Origin of the sequence: Methylocaldum sp. RMAD-M (genome assembly GCF_017832375.1) — a bacterium.
GTDB lineage: Bacteria > Pseudomonadota > Gammaproteobacteria > Methylococcales > Methylococcaceae > Methylocaldum.
The window spans coordinates 12,458-36,266 of sequence record NZ_JAFIBZ010000015.1 but is presented as its reverse complement, the minus strand read 5'-3'; the positions used below and the strand labels follow the sequence as shown (position 1 = coordinate 36,266).

18 protein-coding genes and 1 riboswitch are annotated in these 23,809 nt (G+C 60.0%); of the genes, 13 read left to right on the top strand and 5 right to left on the bottom strand.

What is annotated here, in order from left to right; translation table 11 throughout:
- Both JOD69_RS14865 and JOD69_RS14860 read left to right on the top strand, forming a co-directional pair.
- On the top strand, positions 1 to 1,785 hold the full coding sequence (locus tag JOD69_RS14865) for an acyl-CoA dehydrogenase C-terminal domain-containing protein (RefSeq protein ID WP_086134708.1): 1,785 nt from the start codon (positions 1 to 3) through the stop codon (positions 1,783 to 1,785).
- A gap of 91 nt (positions 1,786 to 1,876) precedes the next feature.
- The gene (locus JOD69_RS14860; protein WP_086134707.1) at positions 1,877 to 2,107 is read left to right on the top strand and encodes a hypothetical protein; all 231 of its coding nucleotides are present in this window, start codon (positions 1,877 to 1,879) and stop codon (positions 2,105 to 2,107) included.
- A gap of 186 nt (positions 2,108 to 2,293) precedes the next feature.
- Here JOD69_RS14860 and JOD69_RS14855 read toward each other — a convergent pair whose 3' ends face one another.
- Positions 2,294 to 3,595 carry a porin gene (locus JOD69_RS14855; RefSeq protein WP_086134706.1) on the bottom strand — a complete coding sequence of 434 codons (1,302 nt, stop codon included), beginning with the start codon at positions 3,593 to 3,595 and terminating at the stop codon, positions 2,294 to 2,296.
- A gap of 352 nt (positions 3,596 to 3,947) precedes the next feature.
- Positions 3,948 to 4,054, top strand: a riboswitch (guanidine-I (ykkC/yxkD leader).
- A gap of 63 nt (positions 4,055 to 4,117) precedes the next feature.
- On the opposite strand from JOD69_RS14855, the gene JOD69_RS14850 reads away from it, so the two are divergent.
- From JOD69_RS14850 to fusA, 9 genes are all read left to right on the top strand, one after another.
- Positions 4,118 to 5,113 (top strand): ABC transporter substrate-binding protein, encoded by a 996-nt coding sequence (locus JOD69_RS14850; RefSeq protein WP_086134705.1) that lies wholly within the window; start codon positions 4,118 to 4,120, stop codon positions 5,111 to 5,113.
- A 65-nt stretch (positions 5,114 to 5,178) separates the two neighbouring features.
- The gene (locus tag JOD69_RS14845) at positions 5,179 to 6,003 is read left to right on the top strand and encodes an ABC transporter permease (RefSeq protein ID WP_086134704.1); all 825 of its coding nucleotides are present in this window, start codon (positions 5,179 to 5,181) and stop codon (positions 6,001 to 6,003) included.
- A 5-nt stretch (positions 6,004 to 6,008) separates the two neighbouring features.
- Positions 6,009 to 6,857, top strand: a complete 849-nt coding sequence (locus JOD69_RS14840) for an ABC transporter ATP-binding protein (RefSeq protein ID WP_077730797.1) — start codon at positions 6,009 to 6,011, stop codon at positions 6,855 to 6,857.
- 85 nt (positions 6,858 to 6,942) lie between these two features.
- Entirely contained in the window at positions 6,943 to 7,674 is a 732-nt protein-coding gene (locus JOD69_RS14835; RefSeq protein WP_086134703.1) for an urea amidolyase associated protein UAAP1, read from the top strand.
- 10 nt (positions 7,675 to 7,684) lie between these two features.
- Positions 7,685 to 8,335, top strand: a complete 651-nt coding sequence (locus tag JOD69_RS14830) for an urea amidolyase associated protein UAAP2 (protein WP_086134702.1) — start codon at positions 7,685 to 7,687, stop codon at positions 8,333 to 8,335.
- A 165-nt stretch (positions 8,336 to 8,500) separates the two neighbouring features.
- Positions 8,501 to 12,145: an urea carboxylase gene (gene uca / locus JOD69_RS14825; RefSeq protein ID WP_086134701.1), complete on the top strand. Its 3,645-nt coding sequence runs from the start codon at positions 8,501 to 8,503 to the stop codon at positions 12,143 to 12,145.
- Complete coding sequence (gene atzF, locus JOD69_RS14820; protein WP_086134700.1) at positions 12,142 to 13,944, top strand: allophanate hydrolase; 1,803 nt, start codon at positions 12,142 to 12,144, stop codon at positions 13,942 to 13,944. Before uca ends, atzF begins: the two co-directional genes overlap by 4 nt.
- Positions 13,945 to 14,183: 239 nt before the next feature.
- Positions 14,184 to 14,480, top strand: a complete 297-nt coding sequence (locus JOD69_RS14815) for a hypothetical protein (protein ID WP_086134699.1) — start codon at positions 14,184 to 14,186, stop codon at positions 14,478 to 14,480.
- A gap of 352 nt (positions 14,481 to 14,832) precedes the next feature.
- Complete coding sequence (fusA, locus tag JOD69_RS14810; RefSeq protein ID WP_086134698.1) at positions 14,833 to 16,887, top strand: elongation factor G; 2,055 nt, start codon at positions 14,833 to 14,835, stop codon at positions 16,885 to 16,887.
- Positions 16,888 to 16,916: 29 nt separating this feature from the next.
- Here the strand turns inward: fusA and JOD69_RS14805 are convergent, their stop codons facing one another.
- Positions 16,917 to 17,651 (bottom strand): hypothetical protein, encoded by a 735-nt coding sequence (locus tag JOD69_RS14805; RefSeq protein WP_240507063.1) that lies wholly within the window; start codon positions 17,649 to 17,651, stop codon positions 16,917 to 16,919.
- A gap of 504 nt (positions 17,652 to 18,155) precedes the next feature.
- On the opposite strand from JOD69_RS14805, the gene JOD69_RS14800 reads away from it, so the two are divergent.
- Positions 18,156 to 18,638, top strand: a complete 483-nt coding sequence (locus JOD69_RS14800) for an MEKHLA domain-containing protein (protein ID WP_240507052.1) — start codon at positions 18,156 to 18,158, stop codon at positions 18,636 to 18,638.
- Positions 18,639 to 18,655: 17 nt separating this feature from the next.
- Here the strand turns inward: JOD69_RS14800 and JOD69_RS14795 are convergent, their stop codons facing one another.
- Complete coding sequence (locus tag JOD69_RS14795; RefSeq protein WP_086134696.1) at positions 18,656 to 20,248, bottom strand: hypothetical protein; 1,593 nt, start codon at positions 20,246 to 20,248, stop codon at positions 18,656 to 18,658.
- Between the two features lie 409 nt (positions 20,249 to 20,657).
- Between JOD69_RS14795 and JOD69_RS14790 the strand changes: the two genes are divergently transcribed.
- On the top strand, positions 20,658 to 21,143 hold the full coding sequence (locus tag JOD69_RS14790; protein ID WP_166642569.1) for a DUF5063 domain-containing protein: 486 nt from the start codon (positions 20,658 to 20,660) through the stop codon (positions 21,141 to 21,143).
- A gap of 83 nt (positions 21,144 to 21,226) precedes the next feature.
- Here the strand turns inward: JOD69_RS14790 and JOD69_RS14785 are convergent, their stop codons facing one another.
- Complete coding sequence (locus tag JOD69_RS14785; protein ID WP_077730770.1) at positions 21,227 to 22,393, bottom strand: ABC transporter permease; 1,167 nt, start codon at positions 22,391 to 22,393, stop codon at positions 21,227 to 21,229.
- A 253-nt stretch (positions 22,394 to 22,646) separates the two neighbouring features.
- Positions 22,647 to 23,807 carry an ABC transporter permease gene (locus JOD69_RS14780; RefSeq protein WP_086134695.1) on the bottom strand — a complete coding sequence of 387 codons (1,161 nt, stop codon included), beginning with the start codon at positions 23,805 to 23,807 and terminating at the stop codon, positions 22,647 to 22,649.
- Positions 23,808 to 23,809 lie beyond the last annotated feature (2 nt).

Sequence of the window (23,809 nt, the reverse complement as noted above, 5' to 3'; positions counted from 1 at the left end):
ATGGCCACCTACAAAGCACCCTTGCGCGACATGCGCTTCATCTACCACGAGTTCCTGGCCGACCAGCACTTGGAGGACATGCCCGGCATGGAGGACGTGCCGCCCGAGCTGGTGGATGCGGTCCTGGAGGAAATGGCCAAGGTGGCCGAAAACATTCTGTTCCCCCTCAACCGGAGCGGCGACGAGGAAGGCTGCCGGCTCGAGAACGGCGAGGTGCACACTCCGCGCGGCTTCAAGGACGCGTATCAGCGCTACCGGGAAGGCGGCTGGCCGGGGTTGACCAGCCGCCCCGAATACGGCGGGCAGGGACTTCCGGAAACGGTCTACGTGCTGACCTCGGAAATGATGTCGGCCAGCAATCTGTCCTTCGCCATCTACACCAAGCTGACCCACGGCGCCTATCAGTTGCTGCTCAAGACGGCCTCGGAGGAGATCAAGAATCTTTATCTTCCGAACATGGTGGAAGGACGCTGGACCGGCACCATGTGCCTGACCGAGCCGCAATGCGGCACCGATCTCGGCCTGCTCCGCACCAAGGCGGTTCCGCAAGCCGACGGCACTTATCGGCTCACCGGCAACAAGATTTTCATTTCGGGCGGCGAGCAGGATCTCAGCGAAAACATCATCCAGATGGTCCTGGCGCGCGCACCCGACGCCCCGCCTGGGGTCAAGGGCATAAGCCTGTTTCTGGTGCCGAAGTTCCTGGTCAACCCGGACGGAAGCCTCGGACCTCGCAACCGCATCTTCTGCACGGCCATCGAACACAAGATGGGCATCAAGGGCTCGAGCACATGCAGCCTGAGCCTCGAAGACGCTACCGGCTATCTGATCGGAGATCTCCATAAAGGACTCCGCGCCATGTTCGTGATGATGAACAGCGCCCGCCTCGAAGTCGGATTGCAGGGGCTGGGGCTCGGCGAAGTGGCCTATCAAAATGCCGCGGCCTATGCCAAGGAGCGCTTGCAAGGCCGCGCCCTGACCGGCCCGAAAAATCCCGACAAGCCGGCCGATCCGCTCATCGTCCATCCGGACGTGCGGCGCATGCTCTTGACCATGCGCGCCTATACCGAAGGGATGCGGGCGATGTCGGCCTGGGTCGGCGCTCAATTGGACAAGGAAAACCGGCACCCGGACCCCGGAATCCGCCAGCAGGCGGAGGACTTCGTCGCCCTGCTGACGCCCGTGGTGAAGGCCTTCTTCACGGATCTCGGGTTCGAAACCGCCAATCTGGCCATGCAGGTATACGGCGGGCACGGCTATATTCGAGAACACGGCATCGAACAGTTCGTGCGCGATGCGCGCATCGCCCAGATCTACGAGGGCGCCAACGGCATCCAGGCGCTGGACCTGGTCGGACGCAAGCTGCCCGCCCATGCCGGGCGGTACTTGCGCAGCTTCTTCCACCCGGTCCAGCGTTATCTCGACGAACGTACCGGGCAGGCTCAACTGGCCTTCGTCACCGAACCGCTGGCCAAGGCGTTCGGCCGGCTGCAACGCGCGACGGCCTTCATCGCCGAGCGCAGTCTCGCCGACCCCAACGAAGCCGGCGCCGCGGCCTACGACTACCTGCATCTGTTCGGCCTCACCACCATGGCCTATTGCTGGGCGCGCATGGCGGAAATCGCGCAAACAAAGGTCGAGAACGATACAACCGGCTTTTATCAGGCCAAGCTCGACACCGCTCGCTTTTTCATGGAGCGCATCTTGCCCAGAACCTCGGGGCTCTTTTCCGCCATTCTTTCCGGCAGCGGGAGCATCATGGATTTCAAGGACGAGGCGTTTTAGACCGACTCCGGAACCACTCCACGTCACTTTGACGATACAAACGCCCTGGAACTGTCTAAGAAAGGTTACCCTTTGGACAGTTCTAAGGCGCATGAAACGTGAATCTTTTTCCGAAATCAGGGTGTTCTGTTATGCCGGCTATCGCGGCGACGAAGAACCGCGGCGGATGTTGATCGACGACCGCAAAGTCAAGGTGGAAATCCTCAACCGCTGGACCACGCCGGAGCACCGCTACTTCAAGGTGCTCGGCGACGATTGCCACATCTACACCATCCGCCAGAACGATCGGGACAGCCGGTGGGAACTGACTTTGCTGCACTAAGCAGGAAATGCTGCCGACAGCGCCACTGTTTGTAGTTTGTAGGATGGGTAGAGCGAAGCAAAACCCATCGATGGTGGGTTAGGCCGCGAGGCCGTAACCCGCCGAACCACCTCGAATCGGTGGGTTACGCTCCGCTAACCCACCCTACGATCAATGCTCTCGATCCGCGGCGGAGAATGGAACTCCTCAGAACTTGATGACCGCGTCGATAGCGAATAAAAGCTGATCGCTTTTCTTGCGCGCGTCGTAGTTGTCTATTCCGTCAGCCCAGTCGTATCGGACTTCGGGACGAACCGCGACCCAGTCCAGCGGTTTCCAGTTCAAGCCAAGGGTAACGCCGTAATAGCTGGCGGGTCCGGAAGCAAGAACGGCGCAGCCGGGACACATTTGCGCAACCCGCACGCCGTCGTCATCGCGGAACCACTCGCCCCTCAATCCCACGCCCACGGTATCGGTGACATCGTAGATCAGCTGCTGCTGAATGCCGTACCACTGAGCGTCCTTGAAGTTGTTCAACGGATGTTGTTGCTCTATGCCGTGATCGTGCTGGAAGACATAGTGCAAGTGATCGGTGAAATTCTGCTTGAAAATGAAACTGTAGAAGGTGCGATTGTCCTTTTTGTCGATGCCCGTTTCCCGGCGAAAATCGTCGAGGTCGTTATCGGCGTTGACATCCCCGGTGATGATCGAGAGTCCGACCGACGTAGCCTTATCGTCGGTATTCCAGAAAACGCCGCCCAGAAAATTCCAGTTCTCCATATTCTTGTCGAAACCGTCCCAGCCCGCATTGCCGTCCAGCGATCCGCCGAACTGATTGTGTCCTCCGGTGACGGCCCCGAGGGTGACCAACAGATTGCTGACGACCGGGTAGGTGAACATGGCCCCGGTATGGGTAAAGGGTTCGCCGTACTGGAAGGTATACGGGTGGGAATAAAAGAAGTTGTCCGGAGACAGACCCGTTTCATAACCCATGATGGTATAGAAACGGCCCAGCCGTGCCGTGATTCCGTTGCCGAACGGTGCGAACACGTCGATATAAGCGTTGGGAAGCGCGATTTTGTAGAAACGCGTGTCGTCGCCGATCAAGTCGTTGTCCCAATGACCGTCGCCATAGGCGTTGATGGTGTTGGTCCGGGCGTCGGTACCGAACATGAAAGTCAGCTTTCCGCCCACGTCCCAATCGCCGCCCTCGACGTTCACGGTTCGGGACAAATCCACCACCAACTGATTGAGCTGAAACTCGCCGGCCCGATCGTTGAAGATCACGGGACCGTTGTAGTTGTCCGCCGGATCGTTGGCGTTGTAGGTAATACCCGCGTCTATCCAGCCGGTCAGGGTCAGCCCCAGGGATTTCATCCAGGCTGATTCGTTGATGACCTTTAATCCCCCCAATAAACCGGATGTCTCTTCTGCCCGGCTCGGGTCACCGATACTCATCAGCCCGCCCGCGATGAGTGCCAGATGACGCTTCGATTTGATGTTTTTCATGAGTTCAGGCTCCTGTGTTTCTTGCGCTTAAACAGCGGAGCCCTGTGAGTCGTCGAAAGACTACAAAAGCACAAAGCGCGCCATGCCTCTTAAAAAACAATAAGCAGCGTTGGTCTTCCCGGATCGGCTGAACGGACATCTGCTTCCGGCAGCAATAAAAGACTCTAGGCGATAGTCGAATCCGGTTTTTCTGCACCATTTCGGAGCACAAGACCGACCTCTCGCCCCGAAATCGGTCCAAATCGCGCGCAATTCAGTTCCGAATCTTGCCGAAGCCGCTGAATTCGAGGCTGGCACGCATCCTGCTCGGTCTCATCCGTAACGAGAGGTGCGCCATTCGGCGGCACCGTTCACAAATGGCGACTAGGGTTCCGGCCCCTCCGCTCGGGGGCGTCTGGTCCGAGAGTTTCCGGCCCCGTGGCTCGCGGGGTTACACGGCGGGATAAAAGCCCGGGAGGTCGTGACGGTTCGTAAGAACCGGTTCGCCCTCTCGCCGTGTAATTTCCGAAAAGGAGCCCCGTGATGTCGTCCCTATTCGCCCATGCCTTGCGCCGTTTTCTCGCTTTCCCGGCCTTGATCGGCCTTCTTCTGCTTCCCCTGCCGTCTCCCGCCGAGGTCAAGATCGGCGTCAGCGACTGGCCGGGCTGGGTCGCCTGGTACGTGGCCGAAAAAAACGGCTATTTCAAAAAGCACGGCGCCAAAGTCAAACTGGTTTGGTTCGCCAACTACACCGATTCCATTTCCGCGTTGTCGGCCGGCCAGCTGGACGGCAATTGCCAGACCTGGTCCGACACCATGGCCCCTCTGGCCAAGGGCATTCCGCTCAAGGCCATACTGGTCAACGACAACTCGGCCGGCAACGACGCTCTGATGGTCAGCCCCAAGATCGAGAGCTTCGCCGACCTCAAGGGCAAGAAGATCGCGCTGGAGCAGTTCAGCGTCTCCCATTTCCTGCTGGTGACCGCGCTGGCCAAGAACGGCATGACGCAGGCGGACGTCGAGATCGTCAACCTGTCCGCCGGCGACGCCGCGGCGGCCTTCCTGAGCGGTCGTGTCGACGCCACCGTGGTATGGAACCCCTGGGTCAACAAGATCGAGCTGTCGGGCAAGGGCAAGGCGCTGTTCAGCTCCAAGGACATCCCCGGACTGATTCCCGACCTCCTGGTCGTGCAGGAAAAATCCCTCGCCGTCCACCGCAAGGATTTCCTGGGCATGATCGAGGCCTGGTACGACGCCGAAAAGTTCATTCGCGAACACCCGGACCAGGCGGTCAAGATCATGTCCAAGGTCGTCGGCCTCAAGACCGACGAATACAAGATTTTTCTGCCCGGCACCAAGTTCTTCGCCGAGGCCGATAACCTCGAAGCTTTCGGCCCGCCCGACCAATCCCGGTCGCTGCTGAACGTAGCTCCCGCCATTTCCGACTTCCTGCTCGACAACCGGCTGATGGAAGGCACCGTGGACTTCGCCCAGGGCGTGGACGGCTCGTTGATAAAGGAAATCGCGGACAGGAAATAGGCAGCGGCCCGCCTCCGCCGGGGACACTCGCACCTTTTCTTAACGGCTTCAATCGAGGAAAGAGAATGGCAGCTCAATACGACAGCGGCATCCCGAACCCGCGCCGGCGATGGTGGGTGATACGGGGACAGATCGGCCGCCGCGAATATCTGGTTCTCGCGCTGCTGGGCCTCTTGGCGCCGCTGGCGGCCTGGTGGGGTCTGGCCCACAGCGGCTGGGTGGACAAGGTGTTCATGCCGGCGCCGGAAGAAGTGGTTACCCGGATCTACGGCTGGTTCGCCGAGGACGACCTGCTGGGCGACATCTGGATCAGCGTCTACCGGGTGACCGCCGGCTTCGCCATCTCCGCCGTGCTGGCCTTGCCGCTGGCGCTGCTGATCGGCACTTATCGGCCGCTGCAGGCGCTGTTCGAACCGCTCACCGATTTCATCCGCTACATGCCCGCGGTGGCCTTCATTCCGCTGGTGATGCTGTGGGTCGGCATCGAGGAGAGCGCCAAGATCGCCATCATCTTCATCGGCACTTTTTTCCAGATGGTGCTGATGATGGCCGAAGACATCCGCCGCGTGCCCATGGCCCAGATCGAGGCGGCGCAGACCATGGGCGCGACGCGCGGCGAACTGACCCGGCTGGTGATACTGCCGTCCGCCAAACCGGCGCTGCTGGATACGCTGCGCGTCACCATGGGCTGGGCCTGGACCTACCTGGTCGTGGCCGAGCTGGTGGCGGCCAATTCAGGACTGGGCTTCGCCATTCTCAAGGCGCAGCGCTTCCTGCAAACCGACAAGATCTTTGCCGGCATTCTTCTGATCGGGCTGTTCGGGCTGCTGATGGACCAGTCGTTCCGCTGGCTGCACCGCAAGCGTTTCCCCTGGCTTTACTTCAAGTGATCAACATGACGGCCAAGATCGAAATCAGACGAGCCAACAAGCTGTTCGACACCGGGGGACGGCACATCGCCGCGCTCGAGAACGTCGACCTCGATATTCGCGCCAACCAATTCGTCACCCTGGTGGGCGCTTCGGGCTGCGGCAAATCCACCCTGCTGCGCAGCATCGGCGGCCTGGAGGACCTCAGCTCGGGCGAAATCCGGGTGGACGGCCGGCCGGTGTCCGGTCCCGGAGCCGAGCGCGCCATGGTGTTCCAGCATTACAGCCTGTACCCGTGGCTCACGGTGCGCGAAAACATCCGCTTCTGCCGCTCGCTCAAGATCAAGCGCGAAGAGATCACTTCGGCCGACGTGGAAATCGCTTCCGGGCGTACCGACGCCCTGATAGGGCTGATGGGGCTCGCCCCGGTCGAAAACGCCTATCCCAACCAGCTTTCCGGGGGCATGCAGCAGCGCGTGGCCATCGCCCGCGCACTGATGAACCGGCCCGACATCCTGTTGATGGACGAACCGTTCGGCGCGCTCGACGCGCAGACGCGCGAGGTGATGCACGATCTCATCCTGCATGTGTTCGCGCTGGAAAGGCCCACCATCGTGTTCGTCACCCATGACGTGGAAGAGGCGATCTATCTCGGCGACCGGGTGGTCCTGATGGCGCCCCGTCCCGGACGGATCGACTCGATCTACGAGGTTCCGCTGCCACCGGAACGCGAGCAGGACATGAAGCTATCTCCCGAATTCACCGAGCTGAAACGGGAAATCCTGTCCCGCATCCGCGCCACCTCGGGGATGCAAACCGATCGCGGAATGCTGGACAAGCTCACGGCCACCGCACAGCCGGGGGCTGCCGCATGACCACGACCGGTGCCGATGCGAGCCATGCGGCCAAGAACCGGAGCGCTTCTTTTTGTGTTCATTTTTCGATGATGAGAGGTCAAGCATGACGATCACCTTCACCCCTGACCGAATCCTCTGGGAAGAGACGGTTCCCGGCGGCAATCACTGGTCCGGCCTGCTGCGGCGCGGTTCGGCGCTGCGCCTCACCGACCTGGAGGGCGGCGCCAACGTCTCGGCGCTGTTCTACAACCAGGAGGAGAAGCTGGAACGCTACAACATGCCGGATACGCTGAAGGCCCAGCACACCGCCTTCCTCACCGCCGGCCACGTGTGCTACTCCGACATGGGCCGAGTGCTGTGCTCGATCATCCACGATTCGGTCGGCTGGCACGACACCGTGTGCGGCACCAGCGACAACGCATCGATTCTGGACAAATACGGCACCGCCACGTTTCAGACCCACCGCAACGACATGTACCGCAGCGGCCGGGACGGCCTCCTGATCGAACTCGGCAAATGGGGCCTGGGCAAGCGCGATCTGGCCGCCAACGTCAATTTCTTCAGCAAGGTGACGGCGGATGCGGACGGCGGACTTCGCTTCCGTTCCGGGCACAGCCGGGCCGGCGACGTGGTCGATCTGCGCTTCGACATGAACGTGCTGGTGGTGTTTTCGACCGCGCCGCACCCGCTGGACCCGAACCCGGAATACCGGCCGGCGGCGGTAAAGCTGACCGCCTGGCATGCGGGGCCCGCCGGTGAAAGCGACCTCTGCCGCACCTCGTGCGAACAGAACCGGCGCGGTTTCATCAATACCGAGCGTTTCTACGCCTGCTAGGAGGACACCCATGTTGATCGAAAGCACACTCGCTCCGGAAAACGCCGTTCTCGACGAAACATGCCCGGCCGGAGAACCGTGGACGGGGTTGGTGAAGAAAGGCCAGATCTTTCGCATCCTCGACCTGGAGGGCAACCAGGCGGTGGATACCCTCTTCTACAGCGCCGATGATCGGGAAGAGCGCTACAGTGCGGTGGATACCATACGCCGCCAGGGCAATCTTTATCTCGGGGTCGGTTCGGTTTTGTATTCCAGCGAGGGGCGGCCCATGCTGACCATCGTCGCCGACACCTGCGGCCGCCACGACACGCTGGGCGGCGCCTGTGCCGCGGAGAGCAACACTGTGCGCTATGCTCTCGACAAGCGCCCCATGCACAGCTGCCGCGACAACTTCCTGCATGCTCTGGCCCACAGCGATCGCGCCCGTCAGCTCGTCATGACCAAGCGCGACATCACCGCCAACATCAATTTCTTCATGAACGTGCCGGTAACTCCCGAAGGCGGCCTGACCTTCGCCGACGGCATTTCGGCACCCGGCAAATATGTCGAGCTGCGCGCCGAGATGGACGTGATGGTGCTGATTTCCAACTGTCCGCAACTCAACAACCCGTGCAACGCCTACAACCCGACGCCGATCCGGCTGCTGGTGTGGAACGGATGAGCGACCGCGCCGGGACGTTTCCCATGTTGCCGAAGCATCGCGCCAGCCATGAGGCACCCAGCCTCGGGGCATGCCATCAACCATGATTCGATTCGCCGCGGGACGACCCGTGGCTCGCGAAAACGGCGGGACGGCCCGCCCCATCCTGAAAGAGCAAGAACACCGATGTTCGACAAGGTATTGATCGCCAATCGCGGCGAGATCGCCTGCCGTATTCAACGTACCCTGCGCCGCTTGGGAATCGGCAGCGTGGCGGTTTATTCGGAGGCCGACGCCCACGCCCGTCACGTGGAAGAAGCCGATGAAGCCGTCTGCATCGGCCCGCCGCCCGCCGCCGAAAGTTATCTCCGCATCGACCGCATCCTCGATGCGGCGCGAAGCAGCGGCGCGGAGGCCATCCATCCCGGTTACGGCTTCTTGAGCGAAAACGCCGCTTTCGCCGAGGCATGCGCCGAACGCGGGCTCGCCTTCATCGGCCCGACGCCTGAGCAGATCCGAAGATTCGGACTCAAGCACACGGCGCGTGAAATCGCCGAGGCGAACGGCGTTCCGCTGCTGCCCGGAACCGGACTCCTGTCCGATATACGGCACGCTCTGGCCGAGGCTCAACGCATCGGCTTTCCGGTGATGCTGAAAAGCACCGCGGGCGGCGGAGGGATTGGCATGCGATTGTGCCGGAGCGAATCCGAACTCGTGGATGCCTACGACTCGGTTCAGCGCCTCGGCGCCGCCAATTTCAAGGACACCGGGCTCTATCTGGAAAAATTCGTCGAACGCGCCCGCCATATCGAAGTGCAAATTTTCGGCGATGGACAAGGGGGCGTTCTGCATCTCGGCGAACGGGACTGCTCGCTGCAACGCCGCAACCAGAAGGTGGTCGAGGAAACGCCGGCGCCGGGTTTGAGTCCCGAGGTGCGGGAACGGCTTTATGCGCATGCCCTGGCCATGGGGCGCGCCGTGAATTACCGCTCGGCGGGCACGGTGGAATTCGTGTACGACGCGGCGACGGGCCAATTCTATTTCCTCGAGGTCAATACCCGCCTGCAGGTGGAGCACGGCGTCACCGAAGCGGTCACCGGGGTCGATCTGGTCGAATGGATGGTGCGGCTGGCCGCGGGCGAACGGGCGTTTTTCGAGCGCTATCGGCACCAGCCCGAAGGCTCGTCGATACAGGTTCGGATTTATGCCGAGGACCCCGGCAAGAACTTTCAGCCGTCTTCCGGACTCCTCACCGAAGTATCGTTTCCGGAAGGCGTGCGGACGGATCACTGGTTAACACGCGGACTCGAGGTGCCCGCGTTCTACGATCCCCTGCTGGCCAAGCTGATCGTGCATGCCGCGGATCGCGACCGCGCCATCGCAATCTTAAAACAAGCCCTGGCCGAAACCCGGCTCGCCGGCATCGAAACCAACCTCGATTATCTCCGCCAGATCGCGGACGACGGGGTATTCCGGGAAGGCAGCCAGACCACGGGTTATCTCGCCCGTTTCGAATATCGCCGGCGCACGCTCGAAGTGATGGAACCGGGTACCCAAAGCACGATACAGGACTATCCCGGCCGGCTCGGTTATTGGGACGTGGGGGTGCCGCCGTCGGGCCCCATGGACGCCCTCGCCTTCCGCATCGCCAATCGGCTGATTGGGAACGCCGAAGGAACGGCGGCGCTCGAATTGACCGTCACCGGTCCGACCCTGCGGTTCAACTGCGACGTGCTGATATCGCTGTGCGGCGCAGCGATGCGCGCAGAACTGGATGGCGAACCGCTGCCCCTGTGGACCGCGCATTCGGTCAGAGCGGGGCAAGTCCTCCGTATCGGCCCGGTCGACGGCCACGGCTGCCGCGCCTATCTCGCGGTCGCCGGAGGCTTCGACCTGCCCGATTATCTGGGCTCCAAATCGACCTTCACGCTTGGATGCTTCGGCGGCCATGCCGGACGCGCACTCCGCACCGGCGATGTGCTGCATCTAGAAAAGCCGGCCGCAACGACGCAGACGGGCATTCGGCCGCCGACGGACCTGATCCCGAGTTATACCGACGCCTGGGAAATCGGCGTGCTTTACGGGCCCCACGGCGCACCGGATTTCTTTACCCATCGCGATATCAAAACCTTCTTCGCCACGGATTGGGAGGTACACTACAACTCCAGCCGCACCGGAATCCGTCTGATCGGCCCAAAACCCGAATGGGCCCGGCAGGACGGCGGCGAAGCGGGGCTGCATCCGTCGAACATTCACGACAACGCTTACGCCGTCGGCGCCGTCGACTTTACCGGCGACATGCCGGTCATCCTGGGCCCCGACGGCCCCAGCCTCGGCGGCTTCGTTTGTCCGGTCACGATCGTCCAGGCCGAGCTGTGGAAGCTGGGGCAACTCCGCCCCGGCAATACGGTGCGCTTCCGGCCGGTCACCCCGGACCAGGCCCGCGCACTGGCGGACGAGATCGACGCTTCCCTGTCCCGCATCGGCGACGGCGGCACTGTTACGCGGGCGGAACCGCGAAGACAGACGACACTTCACGGGGACAATCCGCGCGCACTCTGCAGCCCGGTGCTTTACGAAAGGTCCGGCGAGGACTCCTGTCCCACGGCGGTCTATCGCCGGTCCGGCGATTGCAACCTGCTCATCGAATACGGTCCGCCGGTTCTCGACTTGAATCTCCGGTTCCGGGTTCACGCCCTGATGGAGTGGCTGAAGGAGCGGAGCATCGCCGGCATCGTCGACCTCACACCGGGCATCCGCTCGCTCCAGGTCCATTTCGATGATCGCGCGATCCCGCAGGAACGGCTGCTCGATGTGCTCATAGCCGCGGAGAGCGAATTGCCGGCCATAGACGACATGGAAACGCCGACCCGCATCGTCCATTTGCCGCTCTCCTGGGACGATCCGTCCACTCAGCTCGCCGTCGAAAAGTACATGCAATCGGTGCGCAAGGATGCGCCCTGGTGCCCCAGCAACATCGAATTCATCCGCCGCATCAACGGCCTCGACAGCATCGACGAGGTCAAGCGGATCGTGTTCGACGCCAGCTATCTGGTCCTGGGACTGGGCGACGTTTACCTGGGCGCGCCGGTGGCGACGCCCGTCGATCCGCGCCACCGGCTGGTGACAACCAAGTACAACCCGGCCCGCACCTGGACCCCGGAAAATGCGGTCGGCATCGGCGGAGCCTACCTGTGCGTGTACGGCATGGAGGGTCCGGGCGGTTATCAGTTCGTGGGGCGCACCGTGCAAATGTGGAACCGCTATCGTCAAACCGCCGATTTCCGGGACGGCAAACCCTGGCTGCTGCGCTTCTTCGATCAGATCCGCTTCTTCCCGGTCACGGCGGACGAACTGACGCGCTACCGCGAGGATTTCATCCGGGGACGCCTGAAGCTGGACATCCGCGAAGAAACCTTCAGCCTCACGGAGTACAACCGGTTTCTGGAGACCCATCGGGAGGAAATCGCCGCATTCAAGGCGAAACAGCAGGCGGCATTCGAGGCGGAACGGGAACGCTGGGCCGGTTCGGAACGGAGTTTTGCCGACGATCATGCCGTGGCCAAAGCGGCGGCGGATACCGAACTCGATCTTCCGCCCGACGCCCGGGCCGTCGCGTCCCATGTGGCCGGCAGCGTCTGGAAAATCGCGGTGGGGACGGGCGACCGGGTGGAGGCCGGCGATCTCCTGGTGATCGTCGAATCCATGAAAACCGAGATTCACATTCACGCCCCGGCCGCCGGCACCGTCTGGGGCGTTTTCTGCACCGAAGGCGGCCCGGTGGCCGCCGGGCAAGACCTGCTCGTGCTGCAAACGGAGGATAAGCAATGACCGATAATTTTCCGGCGAGTCTCGATATCGAAACCTTGTCGGCGGCCTACCGCCAGCGCCGTATCACGCCGGTCCGATTGATCGAAGGCCTGCTCGCCCGGATGGACGCCGAACACGGGCAGCCCGTCTGGATCTACCGTCTGCCGGCGGATGAAGTCCTGCGATATGCCCATGCGCTGGAGCAGCGCTCGCCGGCCGAATTGCCCCTGTACGGCATTCCCTTCGCCATCAAGGACAACATCGACCTGGCGGGAACCCCGACCACCGCCGCCTGCCCCGCCTACGCCTACCGTCCGGAGCAATCGGCCTTCGCCGTCCGGAAGCTGATCGAGGCGGGCGCGATTCCCATCGGCAAGACCAACCTGGACCAGTTCGCGACCGGCCTGACCGGCACCCGTTCGCCCTATGGCGCCTGCCCGAACGCCTTCGATCCGGGTTATATCTCGGGAGGATCGAGCTCGGGCTCGGCGGTGGCCGTGGCCAAGGGATGGGTCAGCTTCGCACTGGGTACCGATACCGCCGGGTCCGGGCGAGTGCCGGCGGCGTTCAACAATCTCGTCGGGCTCAAACCCACGCCGGGCCTCATCAGCACCTCGGGCGTCGTGCCCGCCTGCCGTTCGCTGGATTGCGTGTCGATATTCGCCTTGACTGCCGGCGATGCGCGGCGGGTGTTTCGGGTGGTGGCGACATTCGACCCGTCCGATCCTTATGCCCGATGCGATGGAACGGCGCGGCCCGAATTCGCCGAGCGCTTCCGTTTCGGAGTGCCGCGGCCCGATCAGCTCGAATTCTTCGGCGACAAGGACGCTGAGCGGCTGTTCGCGGCCGCCGCGGAACGGCTGGAAGCCATCGGTGGTCGCAGAATCGAAATCGATTTTGCCCCGTTTCTCGAAACGGCCCGCCTGTTGTACGAAGGTCCCTGGGTCGCGGAGCGCTATCTGGCGATACGCGATCTGCTGGATAGAGACCCGGATGCCGTCTACCCGGTCACACGCACGATCATCGAGCGCGGCAAGCACCACTCGGCGAGCGATACCTTCGCCGCCTTCTATCGCCTCATGGCTCTAAAGCGGGCCGCGGAGGAAGTTTGGACGCAAGCGGACATCATCCTGACGCCGACCACGGGAACGATCTACCGGCTTGCCGAGGTCGAGGCCGATCCCGTTCGGCTCAACAGCAATCTCGGCTATTACACCAACTTCATGAATCTGATATGCCTCGCCGCCGTCGCCGTGCCGGGAGGGTTCAATCCGGGCGGCCTGCCGTTCGGCATCACGCTGTTTGCCCCGGCCGGCAGCGATCACGCCCTGCTGAATCTGGCCGAACGGCTGCATTACGCCGCTGGACTGACGATGGGCGCCACCGGCCAGCCCTTGCCGGCGCCTTCTTCTCAACCCGAGCGGGAAAAACCGGGCCATGTCCGGATCGCCGTCTGCGGCGCCCATTTGTCCGGACTCCCGCTCAACGGACAACTGACCCGCCGTAGAGGAAGGCTGGTTAAGGTAACCCGCACGGCGCCGAGCTATCGCCTCTATGCCCTTCCGGACGGCAAGCGTCCCGGGCTGCTGCGGCAAGCGCCCGGTGCCGCCATCGAAGTCGAGGTCTGGGAGCTGCCGGTGGCGGAATTCGGCGGCTTTGTCGCGGAAATCCCGGCCCCCTTAGGGATAGGCTCCCTGGAACTCGAGGACGGCGAATGCGTGCAAGGCTTCCTCTGCGAAGCCTATGCGGTGGCAGACGCGCTTGACATCACCGGGCACGGCGAGTGGAAAAGCTACTTGAGAAGTCGTGACCCGGCTTAGGCACGAGCCAAACGGGCTCCTATTGTTTTCTTACCGCAGTTTCAACAACGACGACTTGCTCCCAATGCATGCGGCATAACGCTGCCGGTGCCCCATTCGGCAAACATCAAGCGAACCCTGCATCGCCCTTTAAATCTAAGTTGCAGCTTGATACGTCAAGAGTTCTTCATTAGCGTTTCACGCACAAGCTTTGAAGATCGGGAGTCAACCGCTGCCATTCTTTGCCGGAGGAAGTCGTCATGATGTCTATCGCTTTCCGCGTCATCGCGGCATTCGTTGTCGTTGGAATTTCGTTGGGCGATTCAAACGCCGAACCGAAAGAGCTTTTCCAGCCGGACGTGGAGGATTGCCGATTTATCGCCAATGTAAAAGGCTCTTCGGGATACGGGAAGGACATGAATTGGCGGCACGCGGCAAAGGTTCGGGCCTTGAAGAAGGCCGAAGGGATCAGCGCCACACATGTGGTCTGGAAAAGCTTCAAGGAGCTCGGAGTGCTCAATGGCGTAGCCGATGGCGCTGCTTATCGGTGCGATTAGCAATCGATCGGCAGTTCTTGCGCTTAAACCGAGATGAGGAACGACGGAACAATCAATGCAGGCAAGAAAGGACAGGTAACACAGACATCATTTTTTTCCTTGCGCGCTGTAATCAAGCATCCGCACCAACCGATAGATTTCAAGGAGATCGGATCGGCGCCGCCGTGATCAGCATATTTCTGCCGTACGAGAAATGGTGAACGGCTCCATCCGACGGGAGCGCACCTCCGAGTTCTCAAGGTCGAATCGGCGAAACTCAGGTCCATTTTGAGAACATAAGCTAACTTGAACTCACCCCTCGTACTCCCCTACACTCGAACTCAACCCCCAAATCGCGAGAGTGAGGACGGATATGAACGCATACTCGACCGAAGACATCAGGACTATCGCACTGGTCGGACACGCGGGCGCGGGAAAGACGACGCTGGTCGAAGCACTGCTGTATAAGACGGGAATGATCAATACGCCGGGCAGTGTGGAGAAAGGAACCACTGTTTGCGACTACGATCCGCTCGAAAAAGCCCATCAGCATTCCCAGAAACTCGCCGTCACCCACATCGACCACAACGCTACCCGCATTCACCTTTTGGATACTCCGGGATATCCCGATTTCATGGGCCAAGCCTTGTGCGCGCTGGATGCGGTCGAAACCGCGGCCGTGGTCATCAACGCCGCCAACGGCATCGAATTCACCACCGGCCGGATGATGCAATGGGCCCAGGCAAGAGGATTGTGTCGAATGATCGTCGTGAACAAAATCGACGGCGACAATCTGAACCTGCCGGAACTCGTAAATGAGATTCGCGATGCCTTCGGCAAGGAATGCCTCCCGATCAACTTGCCTGCCGACAAAGGTACACGGGTCATCGATTGCTTCTTCAACGGGGATGGCAGGGCCGATTTTTCGTCACCGACCGAAGCCCATCGCGCGCTGATCGATCAGGTGGTGGAAGTCGATGAAGAGCTCATGACGCAATACCTCGAACAGGGGGAGATCGCTCCCGAAACCTTGCACGCCCCTTTCGAAGAGGCGCTACGCAACGGCCACCTGGTTCCCATTTGTTTCGTTTCCGCCCGCACCGGCGTCGGTGTTCCGGAATTGGCGGACGCATTCGTAAAACTGCTGCCGAATCCCAAGGAAGGCAACCCGCCCCTGTTCGAACGCTGGCCATCCAATACCGAGCGCAAGAACGCCGTGCCGTTCCGGTCGGAACCCGATGCGTCCAAGCATGCGCTGGCTCATGTATTCAAGGTGGAAATGGATCCGTATGTCGGCAAGATCTCGGTATTCCGCATCCATCAAGGCACCGTCGTCCCCGATACGCAACTGTTCATCGGCGAGTCCCGCAAGCCCTTCAAAGCGGGGCATCTGTTCATGCTCCAGGGCAAGCAGCACGTTCCCGCGATGCGGTGCATACCGGGCGACATTTGCGCCGTGGCCAAGGTGGATGAAATCGAGTTCGATTCGGTGCTGCACGATGCGCCCGAGGACGACCATATCCACTTGAAACCTCTCGACTTTCCCCATGCAGTGTTCGGTCTGGCGATCACTCCGAAGCGCCGGGGCGACGAACACAAGTTATCCGAGGTCCTGCACAAGCTTGAAGCGGAAGATCCCGCCCTGGACGTGGAATACGATGCCACGACTCATGAGGAAGTGATGCACGGTCTGGGCGAACTCCACTTGCAAAGGGTGCTGGAAAAAATGCAACAGCAGTACAAGCTGGAAGTGGACACTCATCCGCCCAAAATTCCTTACCGCGAAACGATCACCTCGCCGGCCGAGGGGCACCACCGACACAAGAAACAAACCGGCGGCGCCGGCCAATTCGGCGAAGTTTTCCTGCGTATCGAACCGCTGCCGAGGGGGGCGGGTTTCGAGTTCGTCGACGAGGTCAAAGGCGGCGCGATTCCCGGACAATTTATCCCGGCGGTCGAAAAAGGCGTGCGACAAGCATTGGAAACCGGCGCCGTGGCGGGCTACCCGATACAGGATGTCCGCGTCGTGGTTTACGACGGCAAGGCGCACCCGGTGGACAGCAAGGAAGTGGCGTTCGTCGCTGCCGGCAAGAAGGCCTTCCAGGATGCCGTGGCGAAAGCGCGACCCATCGTGCTGGAACCGGTGGTCAACGTGGAAATCAGTATTCCGGAATCGACGATCGGCGATGTCACCGGAGATCTCTCGTCGCGACGCGGCCAGGTTACCGGCACGGCGCCATCGCGAAGCGGGATGACGACGGTCGCCGCCCGCGCGCCTCTGGCCGAACTGAGCAGCTATCATTCACGGCTCAAATCGCTTACGGCCGGCCAGGGTTCCTATACGCTGGAATTCAGCCACTATGAACCGGTATCGCCGCAGATTCAGCAACAGCTCATGGGGCAATACAAGCCTCGTCCGGAAGACTGAGAACCCTTGACCTACCGAGACAAGCCGCGTCACCGCCAGCCGGAATAGGACAGCAGACGCAAGAAACGCGGAAACTCGACGCCCATGAGCAACTCCATTGTCTTCGCCTGCTGCTTCAGATCGGCGATCTCGGCGTGTTCGAGTCGCTCTCCGAAACCGAATCCGATCACATTGCCCCGGCCGGGAACCTGCAAGCGCATCGTGCGTCTTTCGAAATAAAGATTGAGCAGTCCCATGGACTGCCGCAGCGACTGGGTCTCCGTTCCCCACAGATTTATGGCGAGAATGCCCTCCGGGTGCAAAAGCCGGCGGCTTGCCGAAAAGAAATCCTGTTGATTTACGGCCTCCGCAAGGCCTTGATGATCGAAGACATCCACCAGAATATGATCGTACTCCGCCTCCCGACGGTCGGCTTCGGCACAGACGAATTCGTTTCCGTCCGAAACATGAACGGTGAGTCGCGCATCCTTCGGAAGACCGAAATATTCGTAAGCAATCTCGGCGACCGCCGGTCGGCACTCGACTGCATCGATTCGGCATTCGGGGAAGTGATTGAACAGGAATCTCGCGAGCGTACCGCCCCCCAATCCCAGCAGAAGAATTTTGCGCGGCTCGGGTTTGAACAGAAGTCCCGCGAGCATCGCCCTCGCATAAGAAAGCTCCAATTTATCGGGTTCGGCGAGCGACATTGCGCTCTGTTTGGGATGGGTGCCGAAATGAAGAGAGCGAACGCCGCAGGTTTCAACAACCTCGATGAGGCCCATTTCATCTCTGCAGCAATGGACAAGGGTACCGCCGTACTTCCGCATCGCAATGACTTCAGACCGAGCCAAATTCCAGTGGAAACGCGAGGCATGTCCGATCGGGCGGAACAGGTATGGTGCGCGTTTTCCCGCACAGGATTGAGGCAGATGCCCCGAATCCGATTGCAACCCCACAGACGAAACGAGCATATCGTTGTTTTAACTGATTTTTCAATCGTGGCACGCCCATTGCGTTAACATCTTTGCATAACCTCTTCTTTCGGACACCAGGGGACAGCTGACATATTCTCCATAACTGCCTACTGTATCCCTCCGTTAACCGCAAAAGCCATTTCCCCCTGTTACTCTGGTGTCCTTCTTTTTTGACGAACGGCCGATTCAGGCAGTGCCAGCGGGCACCGTCGCAATAGTGATGCTATCGGCCATTCGGGAATGCCTTCGGTACGGGCTATAATCGGGTTACGCCTACAAAGCGCGGCTTAATTTACGTCCTGAGAGCCGTACATGTCCATGACCGCTTTTCCCAAACCCAGCGAAGAGAACTGTTTCTTGGTCGATCATGTAGCCATTTTGCGGGATAGCTATAGACATTGGACGGGGCGCGCACTAGTCGATCCGAGAATGAATCACTACGAAGCGGCCCGGTATCTGTTTTCCGCCCCGTTCGCGGTGCTTTCTCACGATACGGCCAAGGACCCGGTTTTCAACTACGCCAATCAAACCGCGATGAGTTTGTTCTGCATGGAGTGGGAGGAATTTACCGCGTTTCCCTCGCGCCTTTCCGCCGAGCGCCAGAACCAGGAAAATCGGGAACGCCTTCTAGCCGAAGTCGCCGCTCGCGGCTATATCGAGGATTATCGGGGGATTCGCATCTCGAAACACGGGCGTCGCTTTTTGATCGAGCACACAACCATCTGGAATCTGCTCGATGCCAGAGGCGTCTACTGCGGCCAAGCGGCGAGGTTCTCCGATTGGAGTTTCGTCTGAGCGCGAGCGAGGCGTATTCAAACGGAAGGTGCTGGCGCTTCGGGTGTCGTAAGCGCTATTTGGCAGAAATTCGAATTGGCTTCGATAAGCCGGGCTACTCGGAAGGTGTTTTTCTCTCTCTGCTCCTCCACGAGGACGGTATCGCCGCAACGTAGCTTGACAGGCGGAATGACTAAACTATCCGGCACATCCGTGCCCATTTTGAACAACAAACCTTTATGCGCACGGCTTCCGGGCGAGTCGGCGAAAAATCGGACAAAGCACGGACGATTTCCAAACAGTTCGACGTTGTAGCAAAACTGGCCGTTGTATATTTGTCCGCCCCGCACGACCCCCACCTGGATAATCTCATCGTCGGTGTTTAATGCGAGCAGATCGCCTATGCGAAAGACCTGCCCACCGGAATCGATGATATAAAAACCAGGAAGCTCGCTACGGTAGACCTTTACGGAACGCATGTCCCCGAAACCAATGCCTAGGCTCTCGTCCTTGGCTCCCGAACCCGAAACCAGCGCGGCGGCAAAAGTGCCTGTGGACTTTGAGCCGAGAATCTCCGGTCGCATATCCGAACTCAGGGGCGCCAATTCGAGTTGGTCCAGGTTCGACCAAAGGGATTGGGAGGCGCCGCTGATTCGGCGTGACTCGATACGGCCCACTGTTGCGGCGATTGCCTCGACTCCCAAACTGGCAGCGGCACGCCGCGCGGTCAGTTCCGGCTGATTCGGCAGACGATCGCCGAGTCTGGGGAGAACCAAGGCCAGCGGATTTTCCTCTGGCTTGCCGTCCGTCCGAATCTCGTTGCGAAATTCATTGAGCAAGCGTTCCATGAACAAAAACCTAAGACCCGGCTTGTCGACCGGGGCAGGCGCGGGCACCGGCATGATAGGTACACCGACCGACAAATCGAAACACAAGACGGCACGCGCCCCATTACTGACGGGCGTCGACTCGATTCTCACGAGATCCGCATGAGCCACCAAAAAATCGAACAGCCGCTGCATGTCCTGCTGGCTGAGCCTACTTGGAGCGGCTATCCCGAACAAGAGTATGACCTTAAAGAACAGGGGGACGGAAACCGTTCCCAAGGCTTTGTCGTCCGGGGACGAATGACAGAGTCCCCGCTCTTCCGCCAGCCGGAAAAGCCCGAAGACGAACGACCAAAAAGCCGAGGGCTGCGCCTCATAAATCTGAGCAGATCTTAGAAGGCTGTTGGCGTAGTACTCGAATGCGCGCCCGATGATCAAAGCCTGCTCTGATGGATTAAAAACGCCGGTAGATGTCTCCGCTTCCACGAGTTGCCTATAACCCGCGGCCAGCTCGCTATGAAATCTGGAGCAGAGACTGGCGATTTTCCGTGTCTTTCCATCCAATGGAAAAGGCCTGTCAAGGAAATATGACAGGAGCCCCTTATCAAGCCCCGTCACTGTCGCTCGGCATTTCTCGAGGATCGCAAAACGAAGGCGCGGCTCGATGGCGGAAGCGTTCAACGCCCGCAATACCGGATAAAGTACACGGCAGCTTTCACGGATATTGGCCACGGGCAATCCATCCAGCCAAACCGAGGCCGCTTCGATATCGAGCTTGAAAGGCAGAGCCGGATCGTGATCCATAAATCGAGAGATAGGACTTGTGACTTTACCTGAGTTTAGCCCTAAGTCGGCTTCTTACAATTCGGCTGTAGCGAGTATATTCACCCGTTACGATATCTTTGAGATCTTGATCTCAAAATCGAGCACTTCAAAGGATCGCGCAGGCATTCCTCAGCCGAGGGAATTCTGGCCTTGAACAGCCATTCCGGAACTCCTTTCCGGCATAGCGATGGACGTTCCATGCGCTACGAGGACACCGCCGCCGCAAGCGAATCGCCCCGGATTGACTAGACTTGTTCACGATGCGCTTTGGCTTGCAGCGAGCGATCGGCTTTCGAACCTCTAACGCAATGACTTCGGAGCGGCACGATTGATCGCTGAAGATGCTGGTACGATTTGGAGTCAATTGGACTTTAACCGATCAAAAAACGTGATTGACGATAAAACCCCGCTCGAAGCGGTAGCCGAAGCCGCACATGACTATTGCCGCTTGATCGAGCACGTGAGAGCCAATCAGCTGGCGGACTGGCTGAGCTGCGTGCAAAGCTCATTACTGAAATTGGATACCGCCGTCAGGCGACTCGCCTCTCAAGAACCCTACCACGCGTACAAACTGGCCCACGATTTGGATGCGCGTTTCGAGTCCTATCTTCGCCTTAAACGTTACCTGGACCACTACGACGAACTCTCACCGGGGCCGGACCCTGCCGAATTCTATGACCTGAGCTTCGGAAATCTTTCGGAAAACCTGACCGATATCTATTTCGAAGTCAGACGAGGACTGGCCTCGTACGAAGCCGGAACCATCGGGGAACAGTCGGCACAGCGGATCTGGTCGAACGGCTATCGCAATTATTGGCAGCAACATCTGAAAGAGGCGCGGAAACGTCTCAACCTTATCCGTTTAGCCGGATGAGCGGCCAAAGCGCCGCCATTTCGAAATTCGCATATCGATTCACAGTCATCGGCATGCTCCTTCAGAGGTTGTAAAAAAGCCTCTCAGACAGATCGCAAGGCATCGATCAAATCCATCCTGGCGGCTCGAAAGGCGGGGAGCAAGCCGCCCAGCAGGCCCATGAACAGCGAAAACACGAGTGACTGAAACGCGATCGTCGGCGTCAGGGTAAACGTGAATGCCAGTTCGGAAAACGTCTGCCAATTGAGGGTGGAAACCGTCAAAAGTTGCATGGTGGAAGCCAGCGCGACACCGGCGAGACCGCCGATCAATCCCAAAAGCGCTGATTCGAAAAGAAAGGCGCTCAATATACCGCCACGCCGAAAACCCAGCGCTCGCAACGTTCCGATTTCGCGGGTCCGGCTCGCCACCGCGCCGTACATCGTGATAACCGCTCCGATGATTGCGCCCAGCGAAAAAATCACGCTCAGGGTCATGCCGAGTATCTTCAGGAAATTCGCCAGCATTTCCGATTGCTCGGCGTAAAAAACCGTTTCCCGCTTGGCTTCCACCTTCATCCGCGGGTCGGCCTCGATACGGACCCTGAAGCGCTCCAACAACGAAACATCGGCGAGCTTGGCGACGACCGCGGAATAAGCCGTCCGCCGAAAAGCCTGCATCAACTGATCGGCATCGCCCCAGATTTCGGAGCTGAAGCCGGTGTTTCCGGCGTCCATCACGCCGACGACGGTCCAATCGCGCAGGCCGAAGCGTATCGTTTCCCCGATGCCGGCACCTTTGAAATTCTCTGCGATTTTCCTGCCGGCAACGATTTCGGACGATCCGGGACGAAACATCCGTCCCTCGGCCAAACGCACCTGCGGTCTTAGCGTCAGCCCTTTCTCGGACAGCCCCCGAATGGTCACATTGGAGGGTTTGTCGCTGCCCCGTTTCGGCAGCGTCATCAAAACCATGACCTCCTTGGAGGCAAGCTTCGTTCCGTTCGGCGCATAGGCGATTTCCGGCGCGCTCTCGATGATCGCAGCCTGCTCCCGCTCGATCGAGCTTTGAACTTCCGTCTCCGCCCCCTGCCGGATCAACACCACGTTGTCATCGCTTCCGGTCGCCACCAAGGTCTGCCTGAGACCCTCGGTGAGCATCAGCACGGTTGCAAATACATAGACGACCAGAGCCATCCCCGCCGCCGTCAAGACGGAGGTAGCCTTGCGCGCCCACAAGCTCTTCCACGAATAAGAGAACGGTATCTTCATCCTAGAAACGGCAGTTGGACGCGTCCGAGTGTGCGGCTGACGGGCCGGATGGCTAGGCGCGACGACGCCGTGGGGCCGCCCCCCACAAGAAGGAGCAACGCCGCCAGGTGGCCCGTCAGCCGTGCAATCGGGTGCGTAGCGGCTTCACCTAAACGGTGAGATCGATAGAAGATAGGACGGTCAGAATTCATATGGCTTTTCTGTTCCTTCTAAGCGGTCAACTGCCGTTTCTAGGTTCATGGTCGCGCTCTCGCTAGCCGATGCTGCGCAGTCCCTCGCTGACCGGGAAGGTAATGACGCGCCAGGCGGGGAACACCGCCGCCGTCAGCCCGATCAGGCACGAAGCGAACAAGCCGAATTGTATGGTTCGAGAGGATATTTCGAACACCGGAAACAGCGTGCCGAACTTGGTCGCCAGAAGGCCGGCGGCTGGGAAAGCGGCCAGGATGCCCAGAATGCCGGAACCGATCGACAAGGCCAGAGATTCGCCCAAAATCAGTGCCAGCAAGTAACGTGGTCCGAACCCGACTGCCTTCAGCGTTGCGTACTCGCGCCGGCGCTCTCGGGTACTCATCGCCATGGTGTTCGCCATTACCGCCATGATGATGGCGATGACCACGAAGGAAACTATCTTGATGGCGACCAAGATAGCTTCTGTCATGGCGACGAAGCCGAGCTGGAATGCCTCCTCGGTTTCGGTCAGAGTCTCCGCGAGCGAATTTTCGAAAAGCCGGTCGACCGCATCGGAAAGTTCCGCCGCGCGACCGCCCCTATCGATCCGGAGAACAAAGACGCCTACACGCTCGGCCCGGCTCGGATCCGTTTTCTTTAGGGTTTCGTTGAGGTTGTCCCAATGAAACAGGAATAAGGTCTCGTCGGTCTTTCTTTCCGCCCCGCGATAAATGCCTCGCAAGACGAAACTCCAACTCCCCGAATAGATGGTTCCGCGCAACGGAATCACATCGCCGATCTTCCAACCGTACTCTTCCGCCAGCTTTCGGCCCGCAATTGCGCCTTTCCGGTCCTTTATGAAAGCCGTTTTCTCCGTTTCCGATAGAATGAATTCGGGGTAAAGCTCGAGATAGCTTTTCGGCTCTATGGCGAACTGGGGGAAAAAATTCCGCTCGTCGATATACACGCCCCCGAACCAATTCGAATAGCTCAGACCGGTAATCCCGTCTATCTGCCGGATGCGGTTGGCATAGCTGATCGGCAGCGGAAATATCAGGGAGATGGCGTTTCGGGTAATGAGGCGATTGGCCGAGGTCGCCTCCGCACCCGCATACCAGGCGTCGACCACGGTTCGGAGGAGAGCGAAAGCGACGATGGCGATGACGATGCCAAGCGCGGTCAGACTGGTCCTGAGTTTGTGCCGAAAAAGATTTCGGAGTGCGAGACGCAGGAAAAACAGCATCG

What these genes read in the sequence shown, in the direction of transcription:
- JOD69_RS14785 (WP_077730770.1), bottom strand. Translation starts at nt 22,393, where the DNA reads ATGAAGATACCGTTCTCTTATTCGTGGAAGAGCTTGTGGGCGCGCAAG.
- JOD69_RS14865 (WP_086134708.1), top strand. Translation starts at nt 1, where the DNA reads ATGGCCACCTACAAAGCACCCTTGCGCGACATGCGCTTCATCTACCAC.
- JOD69_RS14855 (WP_086134706.1), bottom strand. Translation starts at nt 3,595, where the DNA reads ATGAAAAACATCAAATCGAAGCGTCATCTGGCACTCATCGCGGGCGGG.
- JOD69_RS14840 (WP_077730797.1), top strand. Translation starts at nt 6,009, where the DNA reads ATGACGGCCAAGATCGAAATCAGACGAGCCAACAAGCTGTTCGACACC.
- uca (WP_086134701.1), top strand. Translation starts at nt 8,501, where the DNA reads ATGTTCGACAAGGTATTGATCGCCAATCGCGGCGAGATCGCCTGCCGT.
- fusA (WP_086134698.1), top strand. Translation starts at nt 14,833, where the DNA reads ATGAACGCATACTCGACCGAAGACATCAGGACTATCGCACTGGTCGGA.
- JOD69_RS14780 (WP_086134695.1), bottom strand. Translation starts at nt 23,807, where the DNA reads ATGCTGTTTTTCCTGCGTCTCGCACTCCGAAATCTTTTTCGGCACAAA.
- JOD69_RS14835 (WP_086134703.1), top strand. Translation starts at nt 6,943, where the DNA reads ATGACGATCACCTTCACCCCTGACCGAATCCTCTGGGAAGAGACGGTT.
- JOD69_RS14830 (WP_086134702.1), top strand. Translation starts at nt 7,685, where the DNA reads ATGTTGATCGAAAGCACACTCGCTCCGGAAAACGCCGTTCTCGACGAA.
- JOD69_RS14845 (WP_086134704.1), top strand. Translation starts at nt 5,179, where the DNA reads ATGGCAGCTCAATACGACAGCGGCATCCCGAACCCGCGCCGGCGATGG.
- atzF (WP_086134700.1), top strand. Translation starts at nt 12,142, where the DNA reads ATGACCGATAATTTTCCGGCGAGTCTCGATATCGAAACCTTGTCGGCG.
- JOD69_RS14850 (WP_086134705.1), top strand. Translation starts at nt 4,118, where the DNA reads ATGTCGTCCCTATTCGCCCATGCCTTGCGCCGTTTTCTCGCTTTCCCG.
- JOD69_RS14795 (WP_086134696.1), bottom strand. Translation starts at nt 20,248, where the DNA reads ATGGATCACGATCCGGCTCTGCCTTTCAAGCTCGATATCGAAGCGGCC.
- JOD69_RS14800 (WP_240507052.1), top strand. Translation starts at nt 18,156, where the DNA reads ATGTCCATGACCGCTTTTCCCAAACCCAGCGAAGAGAACTGTTTCTTG.
- JOD69_RS14860 (WP_086134707.1), top strand. Translation starts at nt 1,877, where the DNA reads ATGAAACGTGAATCTTTTTCCGAAATCAGGGTGTTCTGTTATGCCGGC.
- JOD69_RS14815 (WP_086134699.1), top strand. Translation starts at nt 14,184, where the DNA reads ATGATGTCTATCGCTTTCCGCGTCATCGCGGCATTCGTTGTCGTTGGA.
- JOD69_RS14805 (WP_240507063.1), bottom strand. Translation starts at nt 17,651, where the DNA reads ATGGGCCTCATCGAGGTTGTTGAAACCTGCGGCGTTCGCTCTCTTCAT.